This window comes from candidate division KSB1 bacterium (assembly GCA_034521575.1).
Classification (GTDB): domain Bacteria; phylum Zhuqueibacterota; class Zhuqueibacteria; order Residuimicrobiales; family Krinioviventaceae; genus JAXHMJ01.
This window is the reverse complement of the sequence record JAXHMJ010000005.1, coordinates 2,136,808-2,161,156: the sequence shown is the minus strand read 5'-3', so window position 1 is coordinate 2,161,156 and position 24,349 is coordinate 2,136,808. Positions and strand designations below refer to the sequence as shown.

Genomic DNA, 24,349 nt, shown 5'->3' with positions numbered 1-24,349 from the left:
GAATGAAAACAATCGCAATTATCGGATCCGGAATCGCAGGTTTGTCACTGGGTATTCGATTGCAGGCCAAAGGATTTCAGGTAAAACTTTTTGAAAAGAACGAACAGGTAGGCGGTCATGCCTATCCGTTCAAAGAAAACGGATATACATTCGACATGGGCCCGACCCTGATCACCGCCCCAGAAATGATCCGGGACCTTTATAAAGCAGCTGGCCGGGACATGCGGGATTATCTGGATTTAATTGCACTGGATCCGTTTTACAGGATCTATTTCCATGACGGCCGCCACCTTGACTATACCTCCGATCATGAAAAAATGAAACAACAACTCGCCCAATTTGATACGCGTGATGCCGAAGCGTATGATCGATTTATGTTGGCTTCGAAAAAAATTCATGATGCCGTGATTGGTGAAAAATTGGGTTCCAAACCGTTTATGAACTGGAGCTCGATGATGGGATTTGCGCCGCGCGCTTTGAAACTGGGCGCCCTTTTACCGTCTTTTTCATTCACCAAACGTTATTTTCATCATCAGAACAGCCGATTTACTTTTTCATTTCACCCCCTATTCATCGGCGGCAGCCCGTTCCGGGCGCCGGCCGTGTACCAAATGATCCCCTATCTGGAAAAAACCGGCGGTGTCTGGTATACAAAAGGAGGAATGTATACGTTTATATCAGCGCTTCGGGATCTCTTTAGCGATCTGGGAGGAGAGATTCATGTGCAGTCCCCGGTCGAACAGATTGTCGTCAAAAACGGAGCGGCGGCGGGGGTTCAGGTTCAGGGGAATGTCTTTGAAACCGATGCCGTGGTCTCGAACGCCGACTTTATTCACACTTACCGGACACTGATCGCCCCCCAATATCGACGAAAATGGAATAATAAACGTTTAGACCGCATCGACTATTCCATGAGCGCCTTTTTGATTTTTTTAGGTGTGCGCAAAAAGTACGATAAACTCAAACATCATACTTTGGTTCTTTCACATCGCTACAAGGAACTGGTGCGTGATATTTTTGACCGAAAGATATTGCCGGATGATTTTTCCCTGTACCTTTACGTGCCTTCACGCACTGATGACAGTATGGCGCCCGAGGGTTGTGAGAGTATGTATATACTGAGTCCGGTTGCCAATTTACAGGCGGATATTGACTGGTCGCAGCAGGCGGAATTGTATAAAAACAGTATTTTGAAATATCTTGAAGAATCATTCGGGTTAACCGATTTCAGATCCAATATAGAGACAAGCCGGGTATTCACCCCCAGAGATTTTGAACAAAAGAACAATAATACGTACGGCAGCGCCTGGGAAGTGGAGCCCAGGCTCATGCAAACTGCCATTTTCCGTCCGCACAACCGCAGCGAAGATGTGGATCGGCTATATCTGGTGGGGGCGAGCACGCATCCGGGGGCCGGTCTTCCCGGTGTGATGATGACAGCTGAAACAACAGAAAGTCTCATTGTTCAGGATTTGAATATATGAAACTTGCCATAGACAGACATAGCCGCTCGTCTTTTGTTTACACCAAGGTGATGACGCGGGAGCATTCAAAAAGCTTTTATTTATCCACCCGCATGCTGCCGCGACGCGTGCAATGGGCAACATTTGGTCTGTACGGATTCTGCCGATACGCGGATAATCTGAGTGACCGCATCAGATACCGGGAAAAACATGAAATCCTCAATGAAATTAATCACCTGTACGATGAAGTGAACCTTGCCTACCGTACGGGGCAATCGGAACACCCCGCTGTTTCCGCCTACATCATCGTGGCCAGGCATTTCGGAATTCCCAAAGAATATCCGCTCAGTCTGTTGGACGGCATATCCATGGATATATCCCATACCCGGTATGCAACATTTGATGATTTATATGAATACTGCTACCGCGTGGCCGGTGTTGTGGGGATCATGATGACTTTTGTGCTTGGGTACAACACTGATTCCGCATTTCATTATGCGGAAAAACTCGGCATTGCCCTGCAGCTGACCAATATTCTGCGCGACATCAAGGAAGATAAAGAACTGGGACGTATATACCTGCCACAGGAGGAGCTCAAGGCGTTCGGGCTCACGGATGAAACCATCATCCAGGAAGATATGAATGATTCAATGCAGCGTTTGATGCAATTTCAGGTGAAACGGGCGCATCAATATTATGAACAATCTAAAGCCGGTATCCCGATGCTGCATCGGTCTTCAAGATTTGCTATTTATGCAGCAGCTGAAATATACAGAGGTATCTTGTCAAAAATACAAGAAAACCAGTTCAATCCGTTTACAGAACGGGTCTATGTATCGCTTCGTAAGAAACTCTGGATATTGCTTTGTGAAAAGCTTAAAACCCCCTATCGTCTCATGACCGAACGACATAAACCGCAAATCGAATATGATCAAAACGAGAACACTCGCAGGCAGGCTCATCTGATCTTTAAGTATTATCTGAACCGCCTGTTTTGCAAACATTTTCACAGTATGCAGCTGCTGAACACAGCTCCTGTTTTTCAAAAGGATCAGCCTGTGCTTGTGCTTCCCAATCACAGCACCTGGTGGGACGGTTTTTTTATCTACCTTTTAAATCAGCATCTGTACAACCGTATGCTTTATGTCATGATGCTGGAATCCCAGCTTTGCGAAAATCCGTTTTTCAAGCATGTCGGAGCTTATTCAATCAATCCGGAACGTGTTACCGGGACACTGCAGTCGATAAAATATACTCTGTCACTGCTTAATTTATCAGAGCCGCCGATGGTCTGCATTTTCCCCCAGGGCGAGCTGCTGCCCTGGTCATCTCAAGACCTGACGTACAAACGCGGTATTCAGCTGCTGCTAAAAAAACTGAACCGACCGTTGCAGATTTGTCAATGCGGGATCCGGTGCGAGTTTACACAACATCAATATCCGGATGTTTTTATAGAGTTTGGAGCCCCCTTTTCAATCACAGCCGGCTCTTTTCCGGCATTGTCTGACCTTCAAACACAGCATTGCGAATTGTTAAACCGAATGCAGCATAAAATCGAATCGGGGATACAAAATCATATCCTGATCCACGGCAAGCCATCCATTAACGAACGGCATTCAGGATCGCGTCAAAGGAATTAGCGATGATCACAATCTATCTTTATATCATCCTCGCCATGCTTTCATTCTTTGTTTTGATTACACTGATCAATGTGCTCACCGCCCCCCTGGTCCGACGGGGACCGGCTCCCCCGGCCAAACCACTGGTGTCCATATGCATCCCGGTTCGCAACGAACGCGACAACATCGGGCGCTGCCTGTTATCCCTGGTTCAGCAGGATTATCCGAATCTGGAAATTCTTGTACTGAATGACCATTCTACAGATGGCACGCTTGAAGAGATATACAAGATCGCGCATCCGAGCATTACGGTCATTCCGGGAAAAGATTTGCCCGTCGGCTGGACCGGGAAAAACTGGGCGTGTCATCAGCTGTCAAAACAGGCCAACGGTGAGTTTTTTATCTTTACAGATGCGGATAACTTTTACGAGTCGTTTGCCGTCAGCCGTACGCTGGGCTGGATGCAGCGGCTGCAATTGAGTTTGTTCTCTGCTTTTCCCCAGCAAACGACGCAAACTCTGGGAGAAAAGCTGGTCATACCGGTCATCGATATGTTTGTTTACAGTTTTCTTGTTCTGAGATTTACGTATCTATTGGATTTTACTTCAATGGCGGCGGCAAACGGTCAATGGCTGGCGTTTTCGCGCCGGGGATATGAGCGCATCGGCGGGCATATTACAGTGAAATCACACATTGTGGAAGATACAGAACTGGCGCGCCGTGCCAAACAGAAAGGAGAAAAAATACTGACCGCCGCCGGTAGCGGCGCTGTGTATGGACACATGTATCATTCCTGGCAGGAAGTGTGGCTTGGGTTTTCAAAAAATGTGTACGGACTGATGGGGTATCATTTTGCAGGGTTGATCCTGTTTTTAGTCCTGCTGTTCAGCGTGTACCTCGCCCCCTGGATTCTGGTGTGGTTTCAGGATTTTTATCTTTTGGCTCTGTCAGCTATTGGGATAGCTATACTGCAGCGAGGCGTGCTTGCATTAAAATTTAAACATCCCTTCGGCGCCAGCACTCTTTTGAATCCGCTGGGAATTGTCTCGGTCATGGCCATTGCCGTTCATTCATGTATACGTTATCATACCGGCAGTATTCAATGGAAGGGACGGACTGTTGAATTTTCAAAGGATCAGTCATGACAAAACAAAAAAGGTATACATGGATCATCATTCTTGCGATCTATTTTCTCATGATCACCGGAGGCATATGGAATATCCTCGGACGCTTTCAAAACGAGATGCGTCTGATGGCTTCACCTCTGCTGATCTTGTTGTCGATCATCGTATTTTATGAATATTGGCGTCACAGCTCCAACAAGCTTCGTATCGCAATCTGGTCTCTGGCAATTATAGCAACCGGTATTTTTATAGAATGGGTGGGAGTCAACACAGGATGGATATTTGGTGAGTATCAATACGGGACCACATTAAAACCGCAAATCGGAGGGGTGCCTATTGCCATTGGATTTGCCTGGTTGAATATGGAATTGAGCTCCCTCGTGCTGGCCCAGCGTGTGACGGACAAGGCACGATGGTACCCGATATTGACAGCGATATTTATGGTGGTGTTTGATTTCTTTATGGAATCCCCGGCCGGACAACTCAACTATTGGGTCTGGGAAAACGGCATCCCAATACAAAATTATGCGGCCTGGTTCCTGATCGGTTATTTGTTAATGCTTTTTGGGAAAAAAATCAAAGCCGTTGAAGCAAACAACTCGCAAATTATTATTCACGTCTATCTGTCACAGCTGCTATATTTCATTCTGGTCATGTTGAAAGGGTAGAAAATTTTTTTTGATATTTTTGTTTTTATACCTTGAAATTTGAAAAGCCTTTATTAAATTAGTACAGGAGGAACGCTAAACAAGAACTTGTGGATAAGCAAAAAATCCTTAATACAGGTTCAGATAACTTTCTTCCCGGTAAACACCGGGATGTGGATAACTTTATTATAGACACTTTTTAAACATTGTTTTTATTGCAATTAAAACAAAAAATTTTTCCGTATTACATATAAAAACGCTGTTTAAATTGTGGATAACTTTAGCTTCTCAGCTTTTTAGTATTCACCCAACGCTACACACTATATGTTGATAACAATAAAAAAAAGTCCCGTTTTTCGGGGGAACGAAAGTATTTTATAAACTGTGAAAGGTATTTATGCAGGTAGAAACAGAACAAATATGGGAAAATATACTTTCAATGATCAAGGAAAAGATAAGCGCCAATGCCTATGCTACATGGTTCAAGCCGATCAAGGCCGCCAGAGTAGAAGGCAACACGATCACCATCCAGGTTCCCAGTCAGTTTTTCGAATGGCTGGAATCACATTACAACAAAGAGATCAACGAAGCGCTTCAGGCAACCATTGGCCCCGATGCAAAGCTTGTCTATTCCGTCATCATGGACTCGGCGACACAGAATGTGCAGCTGCCCTCTTTGAAAAAAAATCAAAACGTGCAGAACCAGGACCAGACAAATCTCAACAACCGGTTTATATTTGATAATTTTGTCGAGGGGGAATGCAATAAATTTGCAAAGGCAGCCGCCATGACCGTGGGAGATTCGCCGGGCAAAACCACATTTAATCCGTTGGTTATTTATGGAGGCGTAGGACTGGGCAAAACGCATTTGATTCATGCCATCGGCAACCTCAGCAACCAGAATGGTGCGGTCAAACGTGTAATGTATGCGGACAGCGAACGGTTTACTATGGATTTTATCAACTCGATCCAAAAAAACAAAACCACCGAATTCAGTGGTCTGTATCGCAACGTTGACCTTTTGATTGTCGATGATATTCAGTTTTTCAGCAACAAGGAGCGTACCCAGGAAGAATTCTTTCACACCTTCAATACACTGCACCAGAAAGGCAAACAAATTGTATTATCTTCGGATCATTACAAGGAACTTAAAGGGATTGAGAGCGTTCAGTATTCGCGTTTTCAATGGGGATTGGTTGTTGATATCCAGCAGCCCGATCTTGAAACACGTCAGGCAATTCTTCAGAAAAAAGCAGAAGAGAACGGGCTGGATCTTCCTCCGGATATTTATCAGTTCATTGCAACCCACATTACATCGAACATCCGTGAACTGGAAGGGGCTTTGATCCGGCTTTTGGCCTACTCGTCCCTGAATGATGAGGATATTTCTCTGGAATTGGCCAAACGGCTGCTCAAGGACGTGTGTATTCCCAAAGCCAAGGCCATCAGTGTGGAGTACATCCAGAAAATGATTGCAGAGTATTTTGATTTTCCCGACGATATGCTGCGCGCCAAAACGCGCAAAAAGGAAATTGCTCAGGCGCGGCAGATGGCTATGTACCTTTGCAAAACCATGACCGATAATTCTCTAAAGACAATTGGACTGCACTTTGGCGGCCGGGATCACAGCACGGTTATTCACGCGGTTAATGCGATGGAAAAACTGATCAATGAGGACAGAACCATTCGCGAACACGTGGAAAATATCAAAAATAAAATAGAAATATCACAGTTGTAATTATTTTGAAAAAGTGATTTTAATGTGAGTAAATACTTGAAATATTTAAAAGTTTTTCCTATTTTTTATATTAAATTTTATGCTGCTCAACCCCGCAGCATCGCTTGTAACTGTTGAGGAGGAGAATATGAATTTTACAATCTCCAGAACCGACCTGAATAATGCTCTGCATAAAGTGGTCGGAGTGGTTCCGCAAAAAACCACAATTGGGATTTTAACTTGTATATTAACGGACTGGGAAAGAGGACAAAACCGAGTTGCAGCAGGAACTGATCTTGAGATATCTGTAACCCATACGCTGCAGGTCGATGCTGAAGAAGGCGGCGTTGTGGCCATACCAGCCAAAATGCTTCAGGAAATTGTCAAGGAACTCCCGGATATACCGATCAACGTGTCCTCCATTGACGGCGAAAAAATTCTCCTTAAAACGGAAATGGGTGAGTACAAAATATCGACACAGCCAAAAGAAGATTTTCCGCATATTAACATTGAAGAAAGCGAGCAAGAGTTCAAGATCAACGGCAATATTCTCAACAGGCTGACTGCAAAAGACCATTTTTTGCTGTTCTCGACTGATGAACTTCGTCCTGCGCTCACCCGGTATCAATGTCGAGAATCGACTCGATGGATATTACCTTTGTGGGTACAGATGGCCACCGAATGTCCAAAGTCGTTTATAAAAAATTTCAGGCTCCGGATGACACCCAGGTCAAAGTCATTGTTCCGACCAAAGCACTCAATCTGATGACACGCAACCTCAACAGCGAAGAGGATGTTGCGGTTCAAATCGGTGAGGATCATATTGTATTTAAGTTGACGAATGCGGTCATTCACTCAAAACTCATCAACGGAACCTATCCCAATTACGAACGGGTGCTTCCGCAGAATAATGACAAGTACCTCCAGGTTGACCGCGATTTGCTGATCTCAACTTTGCGACGTATTTCTATCTTTACCAACTCTCTAACCAATCAGGTGCGTTTATCCATCACCAATGACCAGGTGACCATTCATTCCGAAGATATTGAAATCGGCGCTGAAGGAAAAGAAGTGATGCCATCGCAATTTAATTCGGATTGGCTTCAGATCGCGTACAATTCAGCCTATTTGATGGATGTTTTGCGGCATATTGACACCAAAGAGATCGTGTTTGAACTCAAAGATAGTGGCAGCGCCGGGATCCTGAGACCTGCGGATGTTTCAGATGAAGAGGATATCACGATGTTGCTGATGCCGATCCGCATCAATGAACAGGAACCCGAAGAAACCGAATAGGTTCCGGTATAATGTAAAATGCTTCTTCGCTCTCTAAAGATTCACAATTTCCGTAATTTACGGGAAACCCGGCTTGACATTCATCCGACCCGGAACTTTATTTTTGGAGACAATGCACAAGGAAAGACAAATCTGATCGAAACGATCTACTTGCTGTGTTTTACAAAAAGTTTTCGCACCAAGGAAGATTACGAGTGTGTACCTTTCGAGGGGACTGAATACTTTGTAGAGGGTGACTTTGTGCGAAAGACCAATTTGTCTCACCATATTGGCATTCGTTATCATAAACAAGAAGGAAAACACAAGCAAAATTGGACGAAAACGGATTAACCCGTTTCAAACGATTCGGCAATTTCCGATTGTTATTTTGAACGTGGATGATTATACCATTACCGACGGTTCTCCCTCGTTCCGGCGGCGTTATTTCAATATATTGCTCTCCCAGAGTTCAACCCGGTATCTCGATGATTTAAAACAATACGAACGGGTTCTGTCCAGTGACTTTAATTCTCAGTGAAATTGCCGTAGGCAATACGAAAAACCAGACTCAGCTTGAGGCCTGGAATACACAGCTGATACAATGGGGAGCAAAACTAATGCAGGCCAGATGGGCCATGGTCAACGATATGAACGAAATATTGAAAGCGAATTATACCCAAGTCAGCAGTCAACCCGATCCTTTACGTATCGAATATATGCCCAATGTCGCCTGCGATGCTCCGGAAACAGCAAAAATTTGTCTTGAACAAAAACTTGCCGATATTTCAGGCAAGGAAAAGTGGCGCGGGACATCGCTTGCCGGTCCCCATCGGGATGAATTTGTATTTTACATCGGATCACGGGACATCCGGCGATACGGATCCCGGGGTGAACACAAGAGTGTCCTGGTAAGTTTAAAGGCGGCGGAAAGCCGTTTTTTGCATAGAGCGTCCGGCACGCCTCCGATCATACTCCTGGATGATCTGTACGCCGAGCTGGATAACGACCGGGCGGGACAGGTGATGAGTCTTTTTAAGGACAAAAGCCAGGTGTTTGTAACCGGCACATCCCTGGATTACAAAAAACTGTTTACATCGTCCGAAGCAGAAGAGTCGGGCGTTTACTTTGTTGAAAACGGTGTGGTGTCAAAGCAATGAAAAAAGGGCCGAAACACATTGGCGAGACGCTGGAAAGCATGTTCAAAGACATGGGCATGGACAGCAAGATCAAACAGCATCGCATCATACAGGACTGGCCGGACATTGTCGGTCAGTCCGTGTCCAATGTGACCCAGGCAGAACGGATTGATAACTCGATTTTATACGTACGGGTCAAGAGTACAACCTGGAGAACAGAATTGCTGTTTCAGAAACACACGATTTTAAAACGCATCAATGAGAAATACGGCAATGGAATAATCAAGGATATTCGCTTTCACTAACTTGAGTAAAACATGACAGAGAAAGAGCAACACCACGCCAGTAATATACAGGTCCTGAAAGGCCTGGAAGCGGTTCGCAAACGTCCCGCCATGTATATCGGCGATGTTTCCACTCGCGGCTTACATCATCTGGTTTACGAAGCCGTAGATAACAGCATTGACGAGGCTTTGGCAGGCCATTGTGATTCCATTCAAGTCAATCTGAATAAAGACGGCAGTATTACCGTAAAAGATAATGGGCGCGGCATTCCGGTCAACACCCATCCGCAGAACAGCGAATCCGCGCTGGAAATCGTCATGAACGGGTTCTGCACTGCCGGCGGGAAAATTCGTACAAAAAATCCGACAAAGTCTCCGGCGGTTCACACCGTGCGGGAATTTCCGTTGTCAACGCTCTCGTCTGAATGGATGTGGGCGGAAGTTTCCAGGGACGGGAAGGTCTACCGTCAGGAGTACGAACGCGGTGTACCGATCACCGATGTCAAAGTGACCGGAAAACGCAAAACCAGCGGCACCAAAATCTGTTTTCTGCCGGACAAAGAGATCTTTAAAAAGATCAAATTTAGTTTTAGTTTGCTTTCCGAACGGCTCCGTGAACTGGCGTTTCTCAATCAAAATATCAAGATCACAATCAGGGATGACAATACGGAAAAAGAAGAAGTCTTTCACTATAAAGGCGGCCTGATCTCTTTTATTGATTATTTGGATCAAAACCGCACCAGCCTTTTGCGCAGACCTCTCTATTTTTCCGATGAAAAAGAAAATATCCCGGTCGAGATCGCCATCTCTTACACCGATTCTTATTCGGAAAATATTTATTCCTATGTGAACAATATCAACACGATTGAAGGCGGCAGTCACCTCATTGGATTCAAAACCGCTCTCACGCGAACACTGAACAATTTTGCCACCCGCAACAAACTGTTAAAAGCCAATGAGAACTCTTTGACCGGAGAGGATGTGCGCGAAGGATTAACCGCTGTGGTGAGTGTCAAACATCCAGTACCCAGTATCGAAGGTCAGACCAAAACCAAACTGGGGAACAGGCCGCAAAGTTCGCGGTATCGCTCGCCAGTCCATCGTCAATGAGGCATTGATCAAAGAGCTTGAAAAAAATATGGCGCAGGCCAAGCGGATTATTGAAAAAAGCAGGTCTGCGGCCCGGTCACGTGAAGCAGCGCGCAAGGCCAAAGAACTGACCCGGCGTAAAAGCGCTCTGGAAAGCGAGGGGTTGCCCGGTAAACTGGCGGATTGCTCTCTGAAAGAGAATGAGCGAACCGAACTGTTTATCGTTGAGGGTGACTCTGCGGGCGGCAGCGCCAAACAGGGTCGCGATCGCAGATTTCAGGCGATTTTACCTCTGCGGGGTAAAATTCTAAATGTGGAAAAAGCCAGAATTGACAAAATGCTGGCCAATGAAGAAATCCGCGCCCTGGTCCAGACACTGGGTACCGGAATCAGCGGCAAAGATTTTGATATTGAAAAACGCCGGTACGATAAAGTCATCATTATGACGGATGCCGATGTGGACGGAAGCCATATCCGAACACTATTGCTGACTTTCTTTTTCCGTCACATGCGCGAGATCATTGAACAGGGACATCTTTATATCGCACAGCCGCCGCTGTACCGCATGAAGAGGGGTAAAGAATACCGCTACATTTTTGATGAAGATGAACGTATTGAATTACTGAAAAATAATAAAGATAAAATCGAGCTGCAGCGTTATAAAGGTCTGGGAGAAATGAATCCCTCACAGCTCTGGGAAACCACCATGAACCCTGATTACCGCATCCTGCTGCAGGTGACCATTGAAGAAGCGTTTGAGGCGGATCATATCTTTTCAAAATTAATGGGCGTGAACAAGGTAGAACCGCGGCGAAAATTCATAGAAGAAAGACGCAAAGTACGTACAAAACCTGGACGTTTAAACTATCATGGCAGAAGACAAAAGTAAAATTATTCCGGTTCTGATCGAAGAGGAAATGAAAAAATCGTACATTGATTATTCAATGTCCGTTATTGTATCACGCGCCCTTCCGGATATACGCGATGGTATGAAGCCGGTGCACCGTCGGGTGCTTTACGGCATGTCGGAACTGGGGTTAAATCCAAATTCCGCTTATAAGAAAAGCGCCCGTATTGTGGGAGAGGTTTTGGGAAAATATCATCCTCACGGTGACAGTGCGGTATACGACACGATGGTGCGGCTGGCCCAGGACTTTTCCATGCGTTATCCGCTGGTTGATGGACAGGGTAACTTTGGATCAGTCGACGGCGATTCCGCTGCAGCCATGCGATACACCGAAGCCCGTATGGCCCCCATTGCCATGGAGGTGCTTCGGGACCTTGAAAAGAATACGGTTGATTTTACACCCAATTTCGATGAAACCTTGAAAGAACCGTCTGTGCTGCCGGCTCTGCTCCCCAATCTTCTGATTAATGGCGGATCAGGTATTGCCGTGGGTATGGCCACCAATATTCCGCCGCACAATCTGGGAGAAGTGGTGGATGCCATCAATGCCTTGATCTCAAGACCCACGATCAAGCCTGAATCGCTCTTGAAATACGTAAAGGGCCCGGATTTTCCAACCGGAGGCATTGTTACAGATGACAAACAGATCAAAGAATACTTTGCCACTGGCCGGGGTAAACTGACCGTAAGAGCGCGGGCGCATATTGAAGACATGCGCGCCGGGCGTAAACGCATCGTGGTAACCGAATTGCCCTACCAGGTCAATAAAGCAGCCTTGCAGGAAAAAATCGCCGCGTTTGTGCGCGATAAAAAAATCGAAGGAATAACCGAGATTCGCGACGAATCTGACCGGGAAGGAATGCGGGTGGTCTTTGAACTGCGCTAAGGAGGCTCTTGGCTGAAGCGGTATCCTCAAAAAGCTGTACAAACGCTCGCAAATGCAAACCACATTCGGCGTGATCATGCTGGCGCTGGTGGACGGACAGCCGAAATTGCTGAATATGAAAGAAGTGCTGAGCCATTTTATTGATTTCCGTCACGACATCGTGCTCCGCCGCACCCAGTTTGAACTGGACAAAGCGGAACAGCGCGCGCATATTCTGGAGGGCTATATCATCGCCCTGGACAATATTGATGAAGTGGTGGAAATTATCAAAAAATCGCGTTCGGTCAACAGTGCACGCAAAAACTTGATATCGCGGTTCAAACTTTCGGAAATCCAGGCGCAGGCGATCCTGGAAATGCGTCTTCAGCGACTGACCGGTCTGGAGCGTAAAAAGATAGAGGAAGAATACCGGAACGATCGAAAACCATTGCAGCGATCGGAAGGCGTCGCCGGGCAGCAAATCTTCGCGTACTCGGCAGACGATCGCGAGAATGAACCGAACAAACTAAAAGAAACCTGGATAAATGGCAGTCGGCGCAACTTTGTCGATTAACGTCGGGGAAATCGCGCAAGAAACCGATCTAAAAGAATTGATTCAGGAAAACAAGCAAATCGTGACCATATCTCACAGCGGAACCATCAAACGCTTCAGTTTCTGGTAATGATTAACTGGAAAGTGACAAGAGTTTTTCATCCGCTTCTCCGGCAAAAGATTCTTCAACACAGTTTACCTGCCTGTCAGCCGACAGGTCATGATTCCTGTTGTTGTCACCACCAGCCGCGGCATAGCTCATCCCCTGCGTACAAGCTACGTCGCCGCTGGCAAACGGGAATGACGGGAGCTCAATTGTCAAACTGCTGCAGCCCGCAAAGGGCGAAAGATTATTTCAATTTTTGAGCTCGGTTCCTTCGAGGAAAAACACTTTTTAACCCTGGCTTCGGCAAACGGACAGATCAAACGGCTGAAACTGGAAGCCCTGTCGGTCGCCAGGGAAGGCGGGATTAACATTATGACCCTCAAGGATAAGGATTATGTGATCGGAGCGCGATTGACCAGTGGCAAGCAGGACGTGATTATGGCAACACGCGAGGGCATGTCCATTCGTTTCTCTGAAGAAAATGTCCGGGATATGGGATTGACGGCTTCCGGAGTACGCGGCATTACCCTGGGTTCCAGTGACCGGGTGATATCCCTGATTGCTCTGGAAAAGAAGAACGGCAAGCTATTGACCGTAACCAATCTTGGGTACGGCAAACGCAGTGAACTCTCGGAATACCGGCCGATTCATCGCGGCGGCAAAGGGATTATTACCTACAAGCTTTCGGATAAAGTTGGAAAACTGGCGGCTGTTGTTGAAGTACAAAATCAGGATACGGTGCTGTTTATCACCCAAAAAGGAAAAGTGAAGCGTCAGCGCGCCAAAGGGATCTCAATAATGGGACGGGCCACCCAGGGAGAGGCAATGGTGAACATTAGTAAAACCGACGAAATTGTACGCGCCATTCAAAAGCCGGAGGACAAGTTTCAGGATAAACAGGTTTAGCGCGAAACAGCGCCGGAAACAATCTCAATACCGGCGCTGGCGCCGAGTCGGTTGGCGCCGGCCTGTATCATGTCCACGGCATCCTGATAGGAGCGGATACCGCCTGCAGCTTTAACGCCCAGTTGATGCCCCACCACCCGGCGCATCAACGCCACATCATGAGCGACCGCGCCTTTTTCACCGAAACCGGTGGACGTTTTGACAAAATGCGCCCCGGCTGTCTGGGCCAGCACACACGCCGCTACCTTTTCATAATCCGAAAGAAAACATGTTTCTATAATGACCTTGACATGCGCAGGTTCTGAAGCGTCAACAACCTGGGCTATATCATCATGAACCACACTATACAGCCCCTCCTTGAAAGCGCCAATATTCATAACCGTATCGATTTCTTCTGCGCCATCCAGAACAGCCTGCTGGGCTTCGCGGCTTTTGGTCTCGGTTGTATTTGCTCCCAGCGGGAACCCAACGACCGAACAGACCGGAAGGCCCGAGCCTGTCAGTTTTGAGGCGCAAAAAGAAACCCAGTAAGGATTAACACATACAGACGCGAATTTATACTCTGCCGCTTCCCGGCACAGTTTTTCAATCTCTGATCTGACCGAGTACGGCTTTAACAGGGTATGATCAATCATAGGTGCCAGCTGTTCTGAGGTCACCTGATCATCAAATTCAACAAACAATTGTTCCGATGTTTTATATTCGTGCCACGCTGTGTCTATGGCTCTTTTAAACGGTTCCATTTTGGCCTCTTGACTCTGTCGATTGTATTATGGCATCATTGTTTGGATAACATTTGCATCTCTTTTTTCATATCATTAACAATATCGCGCGCCTGGTCTTCGGATGGCGCTTCGGCAATCACCCGAATAATCGGCTCGGTATTGGACGCCCGCACATGAACCCAGGAATCGCGGAATAACAGTTTGACTCCGTCTATGGTTGTTTTCTCGTCTTTGCTATGCGCTTTATCAAACAAGCTGACAATAGCTTTAGCATCGACTTCAAAGTCCAGGGTTAACTTGTCTTTAACCATGGCATATTGAGGGATGGCCTGGCTTAATTCAGATACCGGCTTGTTTTGATCAGCCAGATACTGCAGTATGAGAGCAATACCCACCAGAGCATCGCGTCCGAGATGCAGTTCGGGCAGCATGACACCCCCGTTACCTTCACCGGCAAGAACAGCGCCGATTTGTTTGGCTTTAGTGGCCACGTGATATTCCCCTACCGGTGTGCGGTGCACGCGTCCGCCGTATTCTTTGACCACATCATCAATAGCCCGGGTGGTGGATGCATTTACGACCACATCGCCTTTTTGGCGGCTCATAACAAATGCCGAGACCAGAGCCAGGGTATACTCTTCACCCAACGGCACCCCCTCTTCGGAGACCAAAGCAAGCCGGTCCACATCGGGATCCACAGCACATCCCAGATCAGCCTGGTGTTTCTTCACAGCCTGGCAAAGATCTCCAAGATTCGCAGGAACCGGTTCAGGCTCACGCGGAAACCAGCCGTTTGGCTCCCGGTTTAAAAAAACAACATCGCATCCCAGGGTGTGCAGAAATTCAGGCAATATGACTCCGCCCGCTCCATTGCAGCAGTCCACCACCAGTTTAAATTTTTTTTCTTTTATTTTTTTCGTGTCAACCAGCGACAGGTCGAGAATAGAACTGATATGGTCTTGTGCGGCAGTGTTAAACGGAATCAAATGACCCATTTTATCCCAGTCCGCAAAATCATACGAGTTATCCTGAATACGCTGGACAATTTTTTCGCCTTTTTCAGCGGATATAAACATCCCGTCTGATCCAAGCATTTTGAGCGCATTCCATTGGCGGGGATTATGACTGGCCGTCAGGATTAAACCGCCGGCCATATCCGGCCGCTCCACGACCAGCTCGGCGGTCGGGGTTGTGGCAAGTCCAATATCTACCACATCACATCCCACAGCCATTAATCCTGACCAGACTGCATGCATGAGCATAGGGCCGGTTACCCGGGAATCGCGAGCCACCACTATTTTTCCCGGGCCAAACTCACTTGCATAGGCCTGGGAAAATCGCAACGCCACCTCCGGTGTCAAACCTTCACCCACAATACCACGGACACCGGACACAGATATCATTAAATTTTTCAAGACAACCTCATGATTGACAAAGTGAATAATGTATTTTTTGAACAGCTACTTTGATACGGTCCAGCGGACACAGCACTTTGAGTGACAATTCAGAAGAAACGACAGCACAATAATCAATATTCAGCTCCTGTAGCACATTAAAAAACTGTTCCGCGTTTGGGGATCCGGCGCCAATTCCGGATTCCGACAAGGGATAAGAGCGCCCAGTTTTCTTCAACACCGACATTCGTGGTTTTTTCCTGAATCGCGCGAACCACCAAATTGGTGTCTCCCCGACTGACGCCGATCATTCCGAGTCCCTGAACAGACTGCCACAGTTTCAATAAAATCCGTTCCTTTGAAAAAAAGGCGGGCAGTTCGAGAGCATCATTGCGGTTCAGGGCAAAACGGATCAAGGCAATATCGTCGTCCGATACCACACCTGTAATACTGCCCTGGGCCAGTCCAGTATCACTGACGATGGTTCCGATCCTGCCGGATCGGGAAGAACCCAGCGATAACTTGATTCCATGTTCTTTGGCAAACTCAACGGAATGTTTATGCAGCATTTTGGCACCAGCTGAGGCCATCTCCAGCGCCTGATCATAATCGATCCGGTCCATCCGCCTGGCGGCCATTACCTTTTTGGGGTCTGCATTGTAGATCCCATCAATATCGGACATGATTTCGCAATATTCAGCATCAAGCACTGCAGCGAGGGCAACGGCTGTGGTATCCGAACCGCCTCGTCCCAGTGTGGTGATTTCACCTTCTTGTGTACACCCCTGAAAGCCGGCGACAATTACAATATAATCATCAGACAGCGCCGTTTTAATTTTTTCTGGATTGATACTTTGAATTCTCCCCCGGCTGTGACGGGCATCTGTATAAATACCGATCTGGGAACCTGTAAAACTTTTGGCCTTGTAACCCAAATACTGTACCGCCAAAGACAATGCGGATATTGAAATTTGTTCACCCACGGAAAGCAACATATCCATCTCGCGCAAATCCGGGTTTGGGTTCATCTCATGCGCCAGCTTGATCAGGTTATCCGTGGTTTTTCCCATTGCAGACGCAACCACAACCAGATCACATCCGGCTTTCTTGCGTTCCACAATATGCCGGGCCACGCGCATGACATGATCAGAGGTTGCCAGTGAACTGCCGCCGTATTTTTGTACAATAAGGGGATGTTTTTCCGTCATCAATATCTCGAAACATATTATTTTTTCTAAAAATAAGCAAAACAGAAGATATTGTCAACCGAAAAGACAAGTCAAAGAAGAAAAACAGATGATGCCAATGTTGCCGATCAATGGATGCCGTGCATCATCTGTTTTTTAATCAAGAGGTTACAATGTTGAATTGCGGAGGAGTTACAAGATGTTTTTTAACCGCACATTGTTCAGCAGAACGTATGATTGCAGATTTATATTTTTCCGGAAATTCTTTGGGAAGTTTAATATCCAGTGTTACAGTTTTAATCAGACGAGTAACAGGGTCTGTTTGCATACTTTGATCGATTTCAAGTCCTTCAATGGATAATTTTCGGCTTTTACAGAAATTTAACACATAAATACCGGCACAAGTCCCAATTGATGCCAAAAACAGAGCAAACGGAGGCGGCGCACTGCCTTTTTGGTCGGTTTCTATAGTAAACGGGCCATAGTCTGCATCAACTTTGAGACCGCCCGGAAATTTTACTTTGAGATTCATTCTGTTCTCCTTATATTTAATGTCATAATTTAGATGCACGACCACCGAAAAAGATTCAAACACTCTGATGACCTTTGAACACCGTATTCTAAAACCATTTGACCTGGAAAACACTCTCAAATCGCATGGCTGGTATCAGCTGATCTGCATTATTGGGATGACTCTTTAAAACTATTTTCCTGGGTCACTTTTCTGGATTCACCTGTTAAAATTGATATCCGTCAAATCAGCAGGGAGGTATCTACGACAGTCCTGAAATTTTCAGTTAATAGAAATCTCTCCACAGATGAGAAAAACTGTATTCGTGGAAAGTTTGAATACATATTCAACCTCAAACTGGACTTTTCCGCATTTTATTCACAATGTGAGTCACATAACGTATTGAAACCTGTTAGAAAACTGGGGTTAGGGCATCTGCTGCGGTCTGAATCGCTGTATGAGGACATTATTAAAAGTCTATGCGGCACGAATGTACAATGGACGCAAGCGGTCAAAATGATCAATAACATCGCATCGGCCGGTCCTGTTGTCGAGAATTCATTTCATGCTTTTCCATCACCCCGAACCCTGCTTGAAAAGGGAGAATCCTTTCTCAGAGAAACCGGTCGGGTGGGATACAGAAGCAGATATATAATGGACTGCTGTCAGCGTTTTGTCAATGGACAAGTTCAGGCAAAACAGGCAGAAAAGGGATTATTAAGCAGTGATGAACTGCGTTCTTACTTTACCAGTTTCAGCGGAATCGGACCTGTCACAGCAAATTATTTATTGGCCTTGTACGGATCGTTTCAGGACATTGCGGTAGACAGTTTTGTGTTATCATATATGCAAAAAGTGCATTTTGGATACAAACCGACCGCTGCCGAAGTTCAGGACTATTATGCCCCATTCGGGTCCTGGCGTTATCTCGCCTACTGGATGGAAATGATCATTAATAACGGTTGGAGCGCAACGAATGGTTGATCAGCGACGTTTGTTCGATATAATAGATATCCACATGCGCATGCATTCCTGTGTCATGCCGCCTGACCTTTATAAACTATTATACCAGGGTGTATTTGGACCTTCACATCTACTGGATGAACCCGGCCATGCGGAGAGTGTTTTAAAAAAGGAATGGGCGGCTCTGCCTAAAACCCAAAATGAATTTTTAATAGAACCGGTATCGATTGATAAAACAATTGTGCGTGTTAATTTGTTTCCGGCAAAACTGGCCGGTATTGATATTGATAAACTCTGGGCGGCTTTGTACAGGTCTGCCCACACAATCAAAGGCTCTGCAGAACAGTTTGAAGCCGTATTAGACGGCACGCTTCAAATCTGCCGAAACCGCAGACTCTTTCATTCCGGTTCACTCAGGCAATACTTTAGACAGGCACGTAAGGACAATTATCCGCCTCGCCATCATAGCGAGGCATATCGAAAGATGAACAAACCAGCTTATCGGGTGGTAACCGCGGATTCCATCGAAAAACTGATACATTTGAATTGAACGGGAGCATTATGAATAAAACCGAGGCTTACAAGTGGGCGATTAAACGCATCCGGGCGCAGGTTTTACGGCATCAGGATGAAACAGCAACGCTGGCTAACACATGCGCGATTCTAAAAGAATTTTTATCAGATTATTTTTGGGTAGGTATTTATTATTACAGGGGTGATCATCTGCTGTTGGGACCGTTTCAGGGACCGCCCGCCTGTGTTATATTATCAATCGACAAAGGAGTATGCGCGGAAAGCGTGAAACAAAAAGGAACAGTCCTTGTGCGGGATGTTGAACAATTTCCGGGTCATATTGCCTGCGATTCACGGTCCAAATCCGAAATTGTGGTGCCGCTTTACACCGCATCAGGTGAGATCAAAGCGGTGTTGGATGTGGATAGTGATAAATTGGCGGCATTCGATGAAACAGATCAAACATTCCTCGAACAAATTGCCGCTTTATTGAAGGAAATCCTTTAATTTTGATGTAATAGTCCTCTGGATATCTGTAACACCCGGCTATTCGATGTTTCTATATCCGATAGTCCCTGTTTAATCATATCTGTGATATTTTTCCTCTCATGGAAACGTGAACAACCGAATTCCCGAACGGCAGCACAGCAAGAATATCATTAAATGAAACAGAACCTTTGGATAAAGCGGCGCGAATTCCACCCGAATGCATAAAGGCAAAATCCGAATTAAAATAATGCCCGAACGAATCGGTAATGAAATTTGCCAGCACCGTTTCATTGGCAACCGTATGAGCATGGGGCAAATCCGTTGAAAGCACAGCAATTATTGAATCAGATTTTATTGAAAACCGGTTTTTCATTCATCGCGCGAACGATCGGCTTTCCCTGATAGAGGGCTCCGAATAAAGTACCCCCTGCGCAATCGCCGCCGAACAGAACCCATGCATTGGGGTATTCAGACTTTACAGAATCGATACATGTTTTCAGGCGCGCCAATCCACCGCGTTCGCCAAAAGCATCGACAACCGGCTGAATGTCGTGAGCATCATTGAAATAAAGTAGAGTAACAGAAGAAAACAGATGAGATGAGTACGCCAGCAAAAACACTAAAATTAATGATTTCATAAATAAAAAGGCGGCTCGTCAAGAGCCGCCTTGAAAAAAATTAGTAGTTAATCTGAAATCCGACAGTAAAGGTTCTGGGAAGTCCCATAAACACTTCTGCGTCATCCGCATCATGATCACCGTCGAACGCATTATATGCACTGTTATCAACAGCATCCTGCACGTACAGTTCATCCAATGCATTGAACACATGTGCAAATATCTGGAATTTCACACCGCCCAGATTCACCGGGAGATCATACATCAAGTGGGCATCCAGAACACCATAAGCGGGAACCTGCCAGGGTTCCGCTTCACCGGCATCTTCTCTGGTAAAGGGATCCCAGTCCGCCCAGTAACGGTCATAGTATCTGTACACACCCTGAATTTGAAGTCCGGGAATCGGAAAAACAGATCCGGCAACAGCCAATTGAGTTTGGGGAGCATCACCCACCATAATACCTGCCACGTAATAGTTATATGGCACGGTAGACTCTTCATCACCTTCATAATCCTTATAGGTTCCGGTTACATCATCCGTATATTCCCACATGCCATAGGAACCGGCCAGATCGAGACGGAACATACGAACCGGTTGATAAGCGGCTTCAAACTCCACACCCTGATGCAGCTGATCCATACCTGTGATAAACACATAACCTTCGGTTCCATCCTGGCGGGTGATTCCTCTGTTCTGAGTACGATCCTGCCACATGGTGTAGTAATAGTTGGCTTTAACCTGAAGTTTACCATTCAGCGCCAGATACTGACCACCAATTTCAAAAGAGGTGAATTTTTCATTTTCAGGATCTTCGGCTTTTGTGGCGTCACGATCATCAATGACGGCGTCAAAGATGGGTACCTTGGAGACGTAACCCACATTACCGAACACATTCAGATCAGGAGTTAGAATATAATTGGCGCCTCCCTTGATCTGATAGCCGCCGATCATATCAGTTTCAGCCGTTAATTCATTACCGGCTTCATCCATGGTAAAGTGATTGGTATAGGTGTATTTGATGGTGGAATAACCGGCCATTCCATAAGTTGTCAATTGTCCAACAGAGTACTCGGCCTGGGCAAAACCACCGAGCCAATCGACAGTGTTGGTGAAATTATAATCAATCTTTTCGCCCAAACCAACTTTTTCATTGGGATTGAATTGATCTCTTGTTTTCAACCAGTATGAAGCGCCCAGCAGATCCCGGACTTCGCGATAGTGTTCAATTTCTGCAGTCCGCCAGTCAACACCCACCACCGTGGTCAGATTTTCATTCACCTGATAGTAGGCTTTGGAAATCGCGCCAATGGTCCATTGATTGTTGCGGCTGTTCCTTAAAATACCAACTGCCTGACCATCCGCTTTCGAGACTTCATCACCATCAATCATATACGTCCCTGCGCCGGCTTTATTAACAGCCATGGTTGAATCCCAGTTCCAGGTCCAGGGAGAGGGACCATAATAAAAGGGGTTATCTTTACCCAGATCGCCATTTGCATCATTGCGGTAGACATCACCGATCGTTCCGGTACCACCACCCTGTCCGCCGGAATAATAGACCGTGGTGTAAAGATTCAGTTGGTCCGTCAGTTCAGAGTACCAGTTTAAATTAACCTGGGGTTTGTGATAAAAATTTTCACGTTCGTTTATGAAATTTCTGCTGTAGCGTTGTGTCTTTTTACCGTTCCAGGCTTGCAAAGGTGTGCCGAAATAATCGCCGATCGGCGACCAGTTTTGATTGAACGTCTGTCCCTGTTCTTTGAATTTATCCAGAGCCGCTTCGTCATAGGTGTCCATATCTTTGGCATAATCATGGCTGTAGGCGCCGATGTTCTGTTTGTAGAGATTCTGACCATGCCGCTGCGGCGCACCCAATGCGTAAAGTTCAATACGGTTCTTTTTATTGACATTATAGGCAGCGCCCAGATAATAAGCCCAGGCATCGGTCCAGGTTTTATCGATCACACCATCACCGGTTTTGCGCACCAAACCGGCGCTGACTGCATACTTGCCGTTAATTAATCCGGAATTGGCAAACACGGTCGATTTCAGAAATCTGTCATTGCCAAATTCCTGTTTGTACATGGCACCGGCTTGCTGCTGAGTTGGATCCGTAATGATGTTCATCGTACCGCCTATGGAAGGGGTAGCCAGATTAACAGCGCTCAAACCGCGCTGCATCTGTATCGAAGATGTGGCATCGCCCACACCATCCCAATTCGACCAGTACACCCAGCCGTTTTCCATATCATTGACCGGCACACCATTGATCATGATGGCAACATTGCGCTGATTAAAACCGCGCACATTAATCCGTGCATCACCGGCACCACCACCCTGTTGAGTTGAATACACACTGGGAGTGGTATTCAAAACCAGAGGAATGTCACGGGATCCAAGTCGCACAGACATCTCTTCTTTTCTTACGTTCGAATAGGCAACCGGAGTCTTGCGTTCTTTGACCCGATCGGCTAAAATAGCAATTTGCCGGGTTGAAAGAATTTTTTCTTCAAGTTCGATGGTCACCTGCGCCTGTTCCCCTTCGGATACCTGCACAGATGTTTGACTGCGTTCATATCCCATATAATCCACAACCAGTGTATATTCACCGACCGGCATATTTGAGATTTTGAACGCTCCATTGAGATTGGAAGCTGCCCCATACTTTGTATCTTCTACCATAACATTGGCGCCCGGAAGCGGTGTTCCGGATTCTGCGTCAACAACGGTACCTACGATGCTTCCGGCCGCAAAAACACTAAACGGCAGGAAAACAATAACAAAAAAAAGTAACCATACCTTAAGTAACTTCATTTGTTCCTCCATAGCTAATGAATGATTTATTTTACATAAAAACATGGCTTGTAATTCTTTATATTTTAATAAATCAATGTTAATATAATATAAAGTCAAAGCAAAAATAAAAAATGGAATGTAGGTTTAATTTTAACGCAAGTAAAACACTATATAAAAGACGAATATTCCGTTTCCGAGATATTAAAAAAATTTAATAATCAGCGCCAGTAGCAGAAATATAATGCATCAAGATATTGAAAGCATTTATAAAAATCAATAAAAATTCAAAAGGAAAGAAAAATCAAGGAATTATTTTAAACAATTAATGTTATTAAAAACAAAAAAGGAGAAAAGTATGAAAAAAAATATTGGCAAAATTGACACAATTATAAGAGTTATTCTTGGTCTTGCGTTATTGGGTCTTGGCGTCTATTTAAAAACCTGGTGGGGATTAATTGGCTTTATTCCTTTACTAACTGTATTATTAAAATGGTGTCCTTTGTATGTACCATTCAAAATTTCAACAAGAAAAGAATAAATATTGTAATTTATTTTGATATATTATATATATATAATATTATATATAATATATATTATAATAGGCTCTGTGGATATGTTGATAATATCAACAACATATCCGCAAAGCCATTAAAAACACTGTAAATAAATTTATTTTTTCAACAACACACTGTTGCTAAAATGTGAATAGATTTTTATTAACATCACGTGTTGGTATCTGTTGTTAACATATTTAAGTTTAGCAAAATTATCCACACTTTATAGACAAGTTATACAGTAATTTCATCAGGTTATCCATCATGCATGTGGATTAGTATTTAAAAATCTATTCTTGTTATCCGTATTTGGATTAAAAATGACAAACGAAAAAGAAACAAAAAAAGATAAATCATTTCACCTGGATTTGCAGGGCTATATTACTTCTGAATATGATTTTGCTCAAAAAACAGCAGAACATCTTATGGTTGAACAACAAAAGCTTGTAAATATTTATATTATATTAAATGCGGCCCTGTATGCCGCTATTTTCTTTATTTATCAGATTATTTTATCATCCCAGGCTTTTTCAAATACTACAAGTAAAAGTATCATATATACTATTTTAACTCTTCTTTTTTTTATTGGAGTTATCAATATATTAAAACTTTCAAGATTAAGACGGGTCTGGTGGAATTGTAATCATATCATGAATAAAATAAAGGATGTTTATACTCAGCAGCTGGATTCCAGTGAAAATATTTTTTTATGGACACAGGATGCCATAAAACATACTTTTCAGGAAAAGTATGACAGTATTTATTTTTTATCTGCTTTGGTTGTTATGGTTCTGGATTCTTTTGCCCTTGGGTTTGCCATCCTTTATGCAGAATTTTCATTTTTGTTTGCTGTGATTGCTGTTTTTGTTCTTTTGATCTCTCAGATTTTATATTATAGAGCAAATTAA

The 24,349-nt window shown here is 45.0% G+C and carries 24 protein-coding genes and 3 pseudogenes; 19 read left to right on the top strand and 8 right to left on the bottom strand.

The window, feature by feature from the left end:
* The first annotated feature begins 2 nt into the window (after nt 1-2).
* From crtI to U5R06_22585, 12 genes and pseudogenes are all read left to right on the top strand, one after another.
* Nucleotides 3-1,484: a phytoene desaturase family protein gene (crtI, locus tag U5R06_22640; protein ID MDZ7725541.1), complete on the top strand. Its 1,482-nt coding sequence runs from the start codon at nt 3-5 to the stop codon at nt 1,482-1,484.
* Entirely contained in the window at nt 1,481-3,103 is a 1,623-nt protein-coding gene (locus tag U5R06_22635; GenBank protein MDZ7725540.1) for a squalene/phytoene synthase family protein, read from the top strand. Before crtI ends, U5R06_22635 begins: the two co-directional genes overlap by 4 nt.
* Nucleotides 3,104-3,105: 2 nt before the next feature.
* Complete coding sequence (locus U5R06_22630) at nt 3,106-4,227, top strand: glycosyltransferase (GenBank protein MDZ7725539.1); 1,122 nt, start codon at nt 3,106-3,108, stop codon at nt 4,225-4,227.
* A complete protein-coding gene (locus U5R06_22625; GenBank protein MDZ7725538.1) occupies nt 4,224-4,874 on the top strand; it encodes a carotenoid biosynthesis protein in 651 nt (216 codons plus the stop codon). The genes U5R06_22630 and U5R06_22625 overlap by 4 nt, the downstream gene beginning before the upstream one ends.
* A 376-nt stretch (nt 4,875-5,250) precedes the next feature.
* Nucleotides 5,251-6,591, top strand: coding sequence for a chromosomal replication initiator protein DnaA (gene dnaA / locus U5R06_22620; GenBank protein ID MDZ7725537.1), 1,341 nt, complete (start codon nt 5,251-5,253; stop codon nt 6,589-6,591).
* A 127-nt stretch (nt 6,592-6,718) separates the two neighbouring features.
* Nucleotides 6,719-7,336, top strand: a complete 618-nt coding sequence (locus U5R06_22615; protein MDZ7725536.1) for a hypothetical protein — start codon at nt 6,719-6,721, stop codon at nt 7,334-7,336.
* Nucleotides 7,252-7,866, top strand: a complete 615-nt coding sequence (locus tag U5R06_22610; GenBank protein MDZ7725535.1) for a hypothetical protein — start codon at nt 7,252-7,254, stop codon at nt 7,864-7,866. Before U5R06_22615 ends, U5R06_22610 begins: the two co-directional genes overlap by 85 nt.
* Before the next feature lie 497 nt (nt 7,867-8,363).
* Nucleotides 8,364-9,002, top strand: a complete 639-nt coding sequence (locus U5R06_22605) for a hypothetical protein (protein MDZ7725534.1) — start codon at nt 8,364-8,366, stop codon at nt 9,000-9,002.
* The gene (locus tag U5R06_22600) at nt 8,999-9,286 is read left to right on the top strand and encodes a DUF721 domain-containing protein (protein MDZ7725533.1); all 288 of its coding nucleotides are present in this window, start codon (nt 8,999-9,001) and stop codon (nt 9,284-9,286) included. Before U5R06_22605 ends, U5R06_22600 begins: the two co-directional genes overlap by 4 nt.
* Before the next feature lie 12 nt (nt 9,287-9,298).
* A pseudogene (gyrB, locus tag U5R06_22595) lies at nt 9,299-11,217 on the top strand (DNA topoisomerase (ATP-hydrolyzing) subunit B).
* Nucleotides 11,218-11,223: 6 nt separating this feature from the next.
* A pseudogene (locus U5R06_22590) lies at nt 11,224-12,556 on the top strand (DNA topoisomerase (ATP-hydrolyzing)).
* Nucleotides 12,557-12,671: 115 nt separating this feature from the next.
* Complete coding sequence (locus U5R06_22585) at nt 12,672-12,809, top strand: hypothetical protein (GenBank protein MDZ7725532.1); 138 nt, start codon at nt 12,672-12,674, stop codon at nt 12,807-12,809.
* A 3-nt stretch (nt 12,810-12,812) separates the two neighbouring features.
* Here the strand turns inward: U5R06_22585 and U5R06_22580 are convergent, their stop codons facing one another.
* Complete coding sequence (locus U5R06_22580) at nt 12,813-13,001, bottom strand: hypothetical protein (protein ID MDZ7725531.1); 189 nt, start codon at nt 12,999-13,001, stop codon at nt 12,813-12,815.
* Nucleotides 13,002-13,028: 27 nt separating this feature from the next.
* Between U5R06_22580 and U5R06_22575 the strand changes: the two are divergent.
* Both U5R06_22575 and U5R06_22570 read left to right on the top strand, forming a co-directional pair.
* Nucleotides 13,029-13,145: pseudogene (locus U5R06_22575) on the top strand (hypothetical protein).
* A 12-nt stretch (nt 13,146-13,157) separates the two neighbouring features.
* The gene (locus U5R06_22570) at nt 13,158-13,691 is read left to right on the top strand and encodes a DNA gyrase C-terminal beta-propeller domain-containing protein (GenBank protein ID MDZ7725530.1); all 534 of its coding nucleotides are present in this window, start codon (nt 13,158-13,160) and stop codon (nt 13,689-13,691) included.
* On the opposite strand, the gene deoC is transcribed toward U5R06_22570, so the two are convergent.
* The 4 genes from deoC to U5R06_22550 all read right to left on the bottom strand — a co-directional run bounded on the left by deoC (nt 13,688) and on the right by U5R06_22550 (nt 17,529).
* Nucleotides 13,688-14,326, bottom strand: coding sequence for a deoxyribose-phosphate aldolase (gene deoC / locus U5R06_22565; protein MDZ7725529.1), 639 nt, complete (start codon nt 14,324-14,326; stop codon nt 13,688-13,690). The two genes, U5R06_22570 and deoC, sit on opposite strands and share 4 nt — an antisense overlap.
* A gap of 143 nt (nt 14,327-14,469) precedes the next feature.
* Entirely contained in the window at nt 14,470-15,831 is a 1,362-nt protein-coding gene (gene glmM, locus U5R06_22560; GenBank protein MDZ7725528.1) for a phosphoglucosamine mutase, read from the bottom strand.
* Nucleotides 15,832-15,968: 137 nt separating this feature from the next.
* Nucleotides 15,969-17,018, bottom strand: coding sequence for an aspartate kinase (locus U5R06_22555; protein ID MDZ7725527.1), 1,050 nt, complete (start codon nt 17,016-17,018; stop codon nt 15,969-15,971).
* Between the two features lie 139 nt (nt 17,019-17,157).
* Nucleotides 17,158-17,529, bottom strand: a complete 372-nt coding sequence (locus U5R06_22550) for an OsmC family protein (GenBank protein MDZ7725526.1) — start codon at nt 17,527-17,529, stop codon at nt 17,158-17,160.
* 381 nt (nt 17,530-17,910) lie between these two features.
* Between U5R06_22550 and U5R06_22545 the strand changes: the two genes are divergently transcribed.
* From U5R06_22545 to U5R06_22535, 3 genes are read left to right on the top strand one after another with little or no spacing between them, the layout of a single operon-like run.
* Nucleotides 17,911-18,492 (top strand): hypothetical protein, encoded by a 582-nt coding sequence (locus tag U5R06_22545; GenBank protein MDZ7725525.1) that lies wholly within the window; start codon nt 17,911-17,913, stop codon nt 18,490-18,492.
* A complete protein-coding gene (locus U5R06_22540) occupies nt 18,485-19,021 on the top strand; it encodes a hypothetical protein (protein ID MDZ7725524.1) in 537 nt (178 codons plus the stop codon). The genes U5R06_22545 and U5R06_22540 overlap by 8 nt, the downstream gene beginning before the upstream one ends.
* Before the next feature lie 11 nt (nt 19,022-19,032).
* The gene (locus tag U5R06_22535; protein ID MDZ7725523.1) at nt 19,033-19,491 is read left to right on the top strand and encodes a GAF domain-containing protein; all 459 of its coding nucleotides are present in this window, start codon (nt 19,033-19,035) and stop codon (nt 19,489-19,491) included.
* Between the two features lie 76 nt (nt 19,492-19,567).
* On the opposite strand, the gene U5R06_22530 is transcribed toward U5R06_22535, so the two are convergent.
* The 3 genes from U5R06_22530 to U5R06_22520 are packed head-to-tail and all read right to left on the bottom strand — an operon-like array spanning nt 19,568 to nt 22,905.
* Complete coding sequence (locus U5R06_22530; protein ID MDZ7725522.1) at nt 19,568-19,789, bottom strand: 5'-nucleotidase; 222 nt, start codon at nt 19,787-19,789, stop codon at nt 19,568-19,570.
* Between the two features lie 28 nt (nt 19,790-19,817).
* Nucleotides 19,818-20,111, bottom strand: a complete 294-nt coding sequence (locus tag U5R06_22525) for a hypothetical protein (GenBank protein ID MDZ7725521.1) — start codon at nt 20,109-20,111, stop codon at nt 19,818-19,820.
* Between the two features lie 40 nt (nt 20,112-20,151).
* Nucleotides 20,152-22,905, bottom strand: coding sequence for a TonB-dependent receptor (locus U5R06_22520; protein MDZ7725520.1), 2,754 nt, complete (start codon nt 22,903-22,905; stop codon nt 20,152-20,154).
* A 337-nt stretch (nt 22,906-23,242) separates the two neighbouring features.
* Between U5R06_22520 and U5R06_22515 the strand changes: the two genes are divergently transcribed.
* Both U5R06_22515 and U5R06_22510 read left to right on the top strand, forming a co-directional pair.
* Nucleotides 23,243-23,425, top strand: coding sequence for a DUF2892 domain-containing protein (locus U5R06_22515; GenBank protein ID MDZ7725519.1), 183 nt, complete (start codon nt 23,243-23,245; stop codon nt 23,423-23,425).
* Nucleotides 23,426-23,761: 336 nt separating this feature from the next.
* Nucleotides 23,762-24,349, top strand: a complete 588-nt coding sequence (locus U5R06_22510; GenBank protein MDZ7725518.1) for a hypothetical protein — start codon at nt 23,762-23,764, stop codon at nt 24,347-24,349.

Bases quoted from the DNA above. Each gene is read 5' to 3' on its own strand.
- U5R06_22515 (MDZ7725519.1), top strand. From the start codon at position 23,243: ATGAAAAAAAATATTGGCAAAATTGACACAATTATAAGAGTTATTCTT.
- U5R06_22510 (MDZ7725518.1), top strand. From the start codon at position 23,762: ATGACAAACGAAAAAGAAACAAAAAAAGATAAATCATTTCACCTGGAT.
- U5R06_22630 (MDZ7725539.1), top strand. From the start codon at position 3,106: ATGATCACAATCTATCTTTATATCATCCTCGCCATGCTTTCATTCTTT.
- U5R06_22550 (MDZ7725526.1), bottom strand. From the start codon at position 17,529: ATGAATCTCAAAGTAAAATTTCCGGGCGGTCTCAAAGTTGATGCAGAC.
- U5R06_22615 (MDZ7725536.1), top strand. From the start codon at position 6,719: ATGAATTTTACAATCTCCAGAACCGACCTGAATAATGCTCTGCATAAA.
- U5R06_22525 (MDZ7725521.1), bottom strand. From the start codon at position 20,111: ATGAAATCATTAATTTTAGTGTTTTTGCTGGCGTACTCATCTCATCTG.
- dnaA (MDZ7725537.1), top strand. From the start codon at position 5,251: ATGCAGGTAGAAACAGAACAAATATGGGAAAATATACTTTCAATGATC.
- U5R06_22610 (MDZ7725535.1), top strand. From the start codon at position 7,252: ATGTCCAAAGTCGTTTATAAAAAATTTCAGGCTCCGGATGACACCCAG.
- U5R06_22635 (MDZ7725540.1), top strand. From the start codon at position 1,481: ATGAAACTTGCCATAGACAGACATAGCCGCTCGTCTTTTGTTTACACC.
- U5R06_22625 (MDZ7725538.1), top strand. From the start codon at position 4,224: ATGACAAAACAAAAAAGGTATACATGGATCATCATTCTTGCGATCTAT.
- U5R06_22570 (MDZ7725530.1), top strand. From the start codon at position 13,158: ATGACCCTCAAGGATAAGGATTATGTGATCGGAGCGCGATTGACCAGT.
- crtI (MDZ7725541.1), top strand. From the start codon at position 3: ATGAAAACAATCGCAATTATCGGATCCGGAATCGCAGGTTTGTCACTG.
- U5R06_22540 (MDZ7725524.1), top strand. From the start codon at position 18,485: ATGGTTGATCAGCGACGTTTGTTCGATATAATAGATATCCACATGCGC.
- deoC (MDZ7725529.1), bottom strand. From the start codon at position 14,326: ATGATTGATCATACCCTGTTAAAGCCGTACTCGGTCAGATCAGAGATT.
- U5R06_22585 (MDZ7725532.1), top strand. From the start codon at position 12,672: ATGGCAGTCGGCGCAACTTTGTCGATTAACGTCGGGGAAATCGCGCAA.
- U5R06_22600 (MDZ7725533.1), top strand. From the start codon at position 8,999: ATGAAAAAAGGGCCGAAACACATTGGCGAGACGCTGGAAAGCATGTTC.
- U5R06_22555 (MDZ7725527.1), bottom strand. From the start codon at position 17,018: ATGACGGAAAAACATCCCCTTATTGTACAAAAATACGGCGGCAGTTCA.
- U5R06_22535 (MDZ7725523.1), top strand. From the start codon at position 19,033: ATGAATAAAACCGAGGCTTACAAGTGGGCGATTAAACGCATCCGGGCG.
- U5R06_22520 (MDZ7725520.1), bottom strand. From the start codon at position 22,905: ATGAAGTTACTTAAGGTATGGTTACTTTTTTTTGTTATTGTTTTCCTG.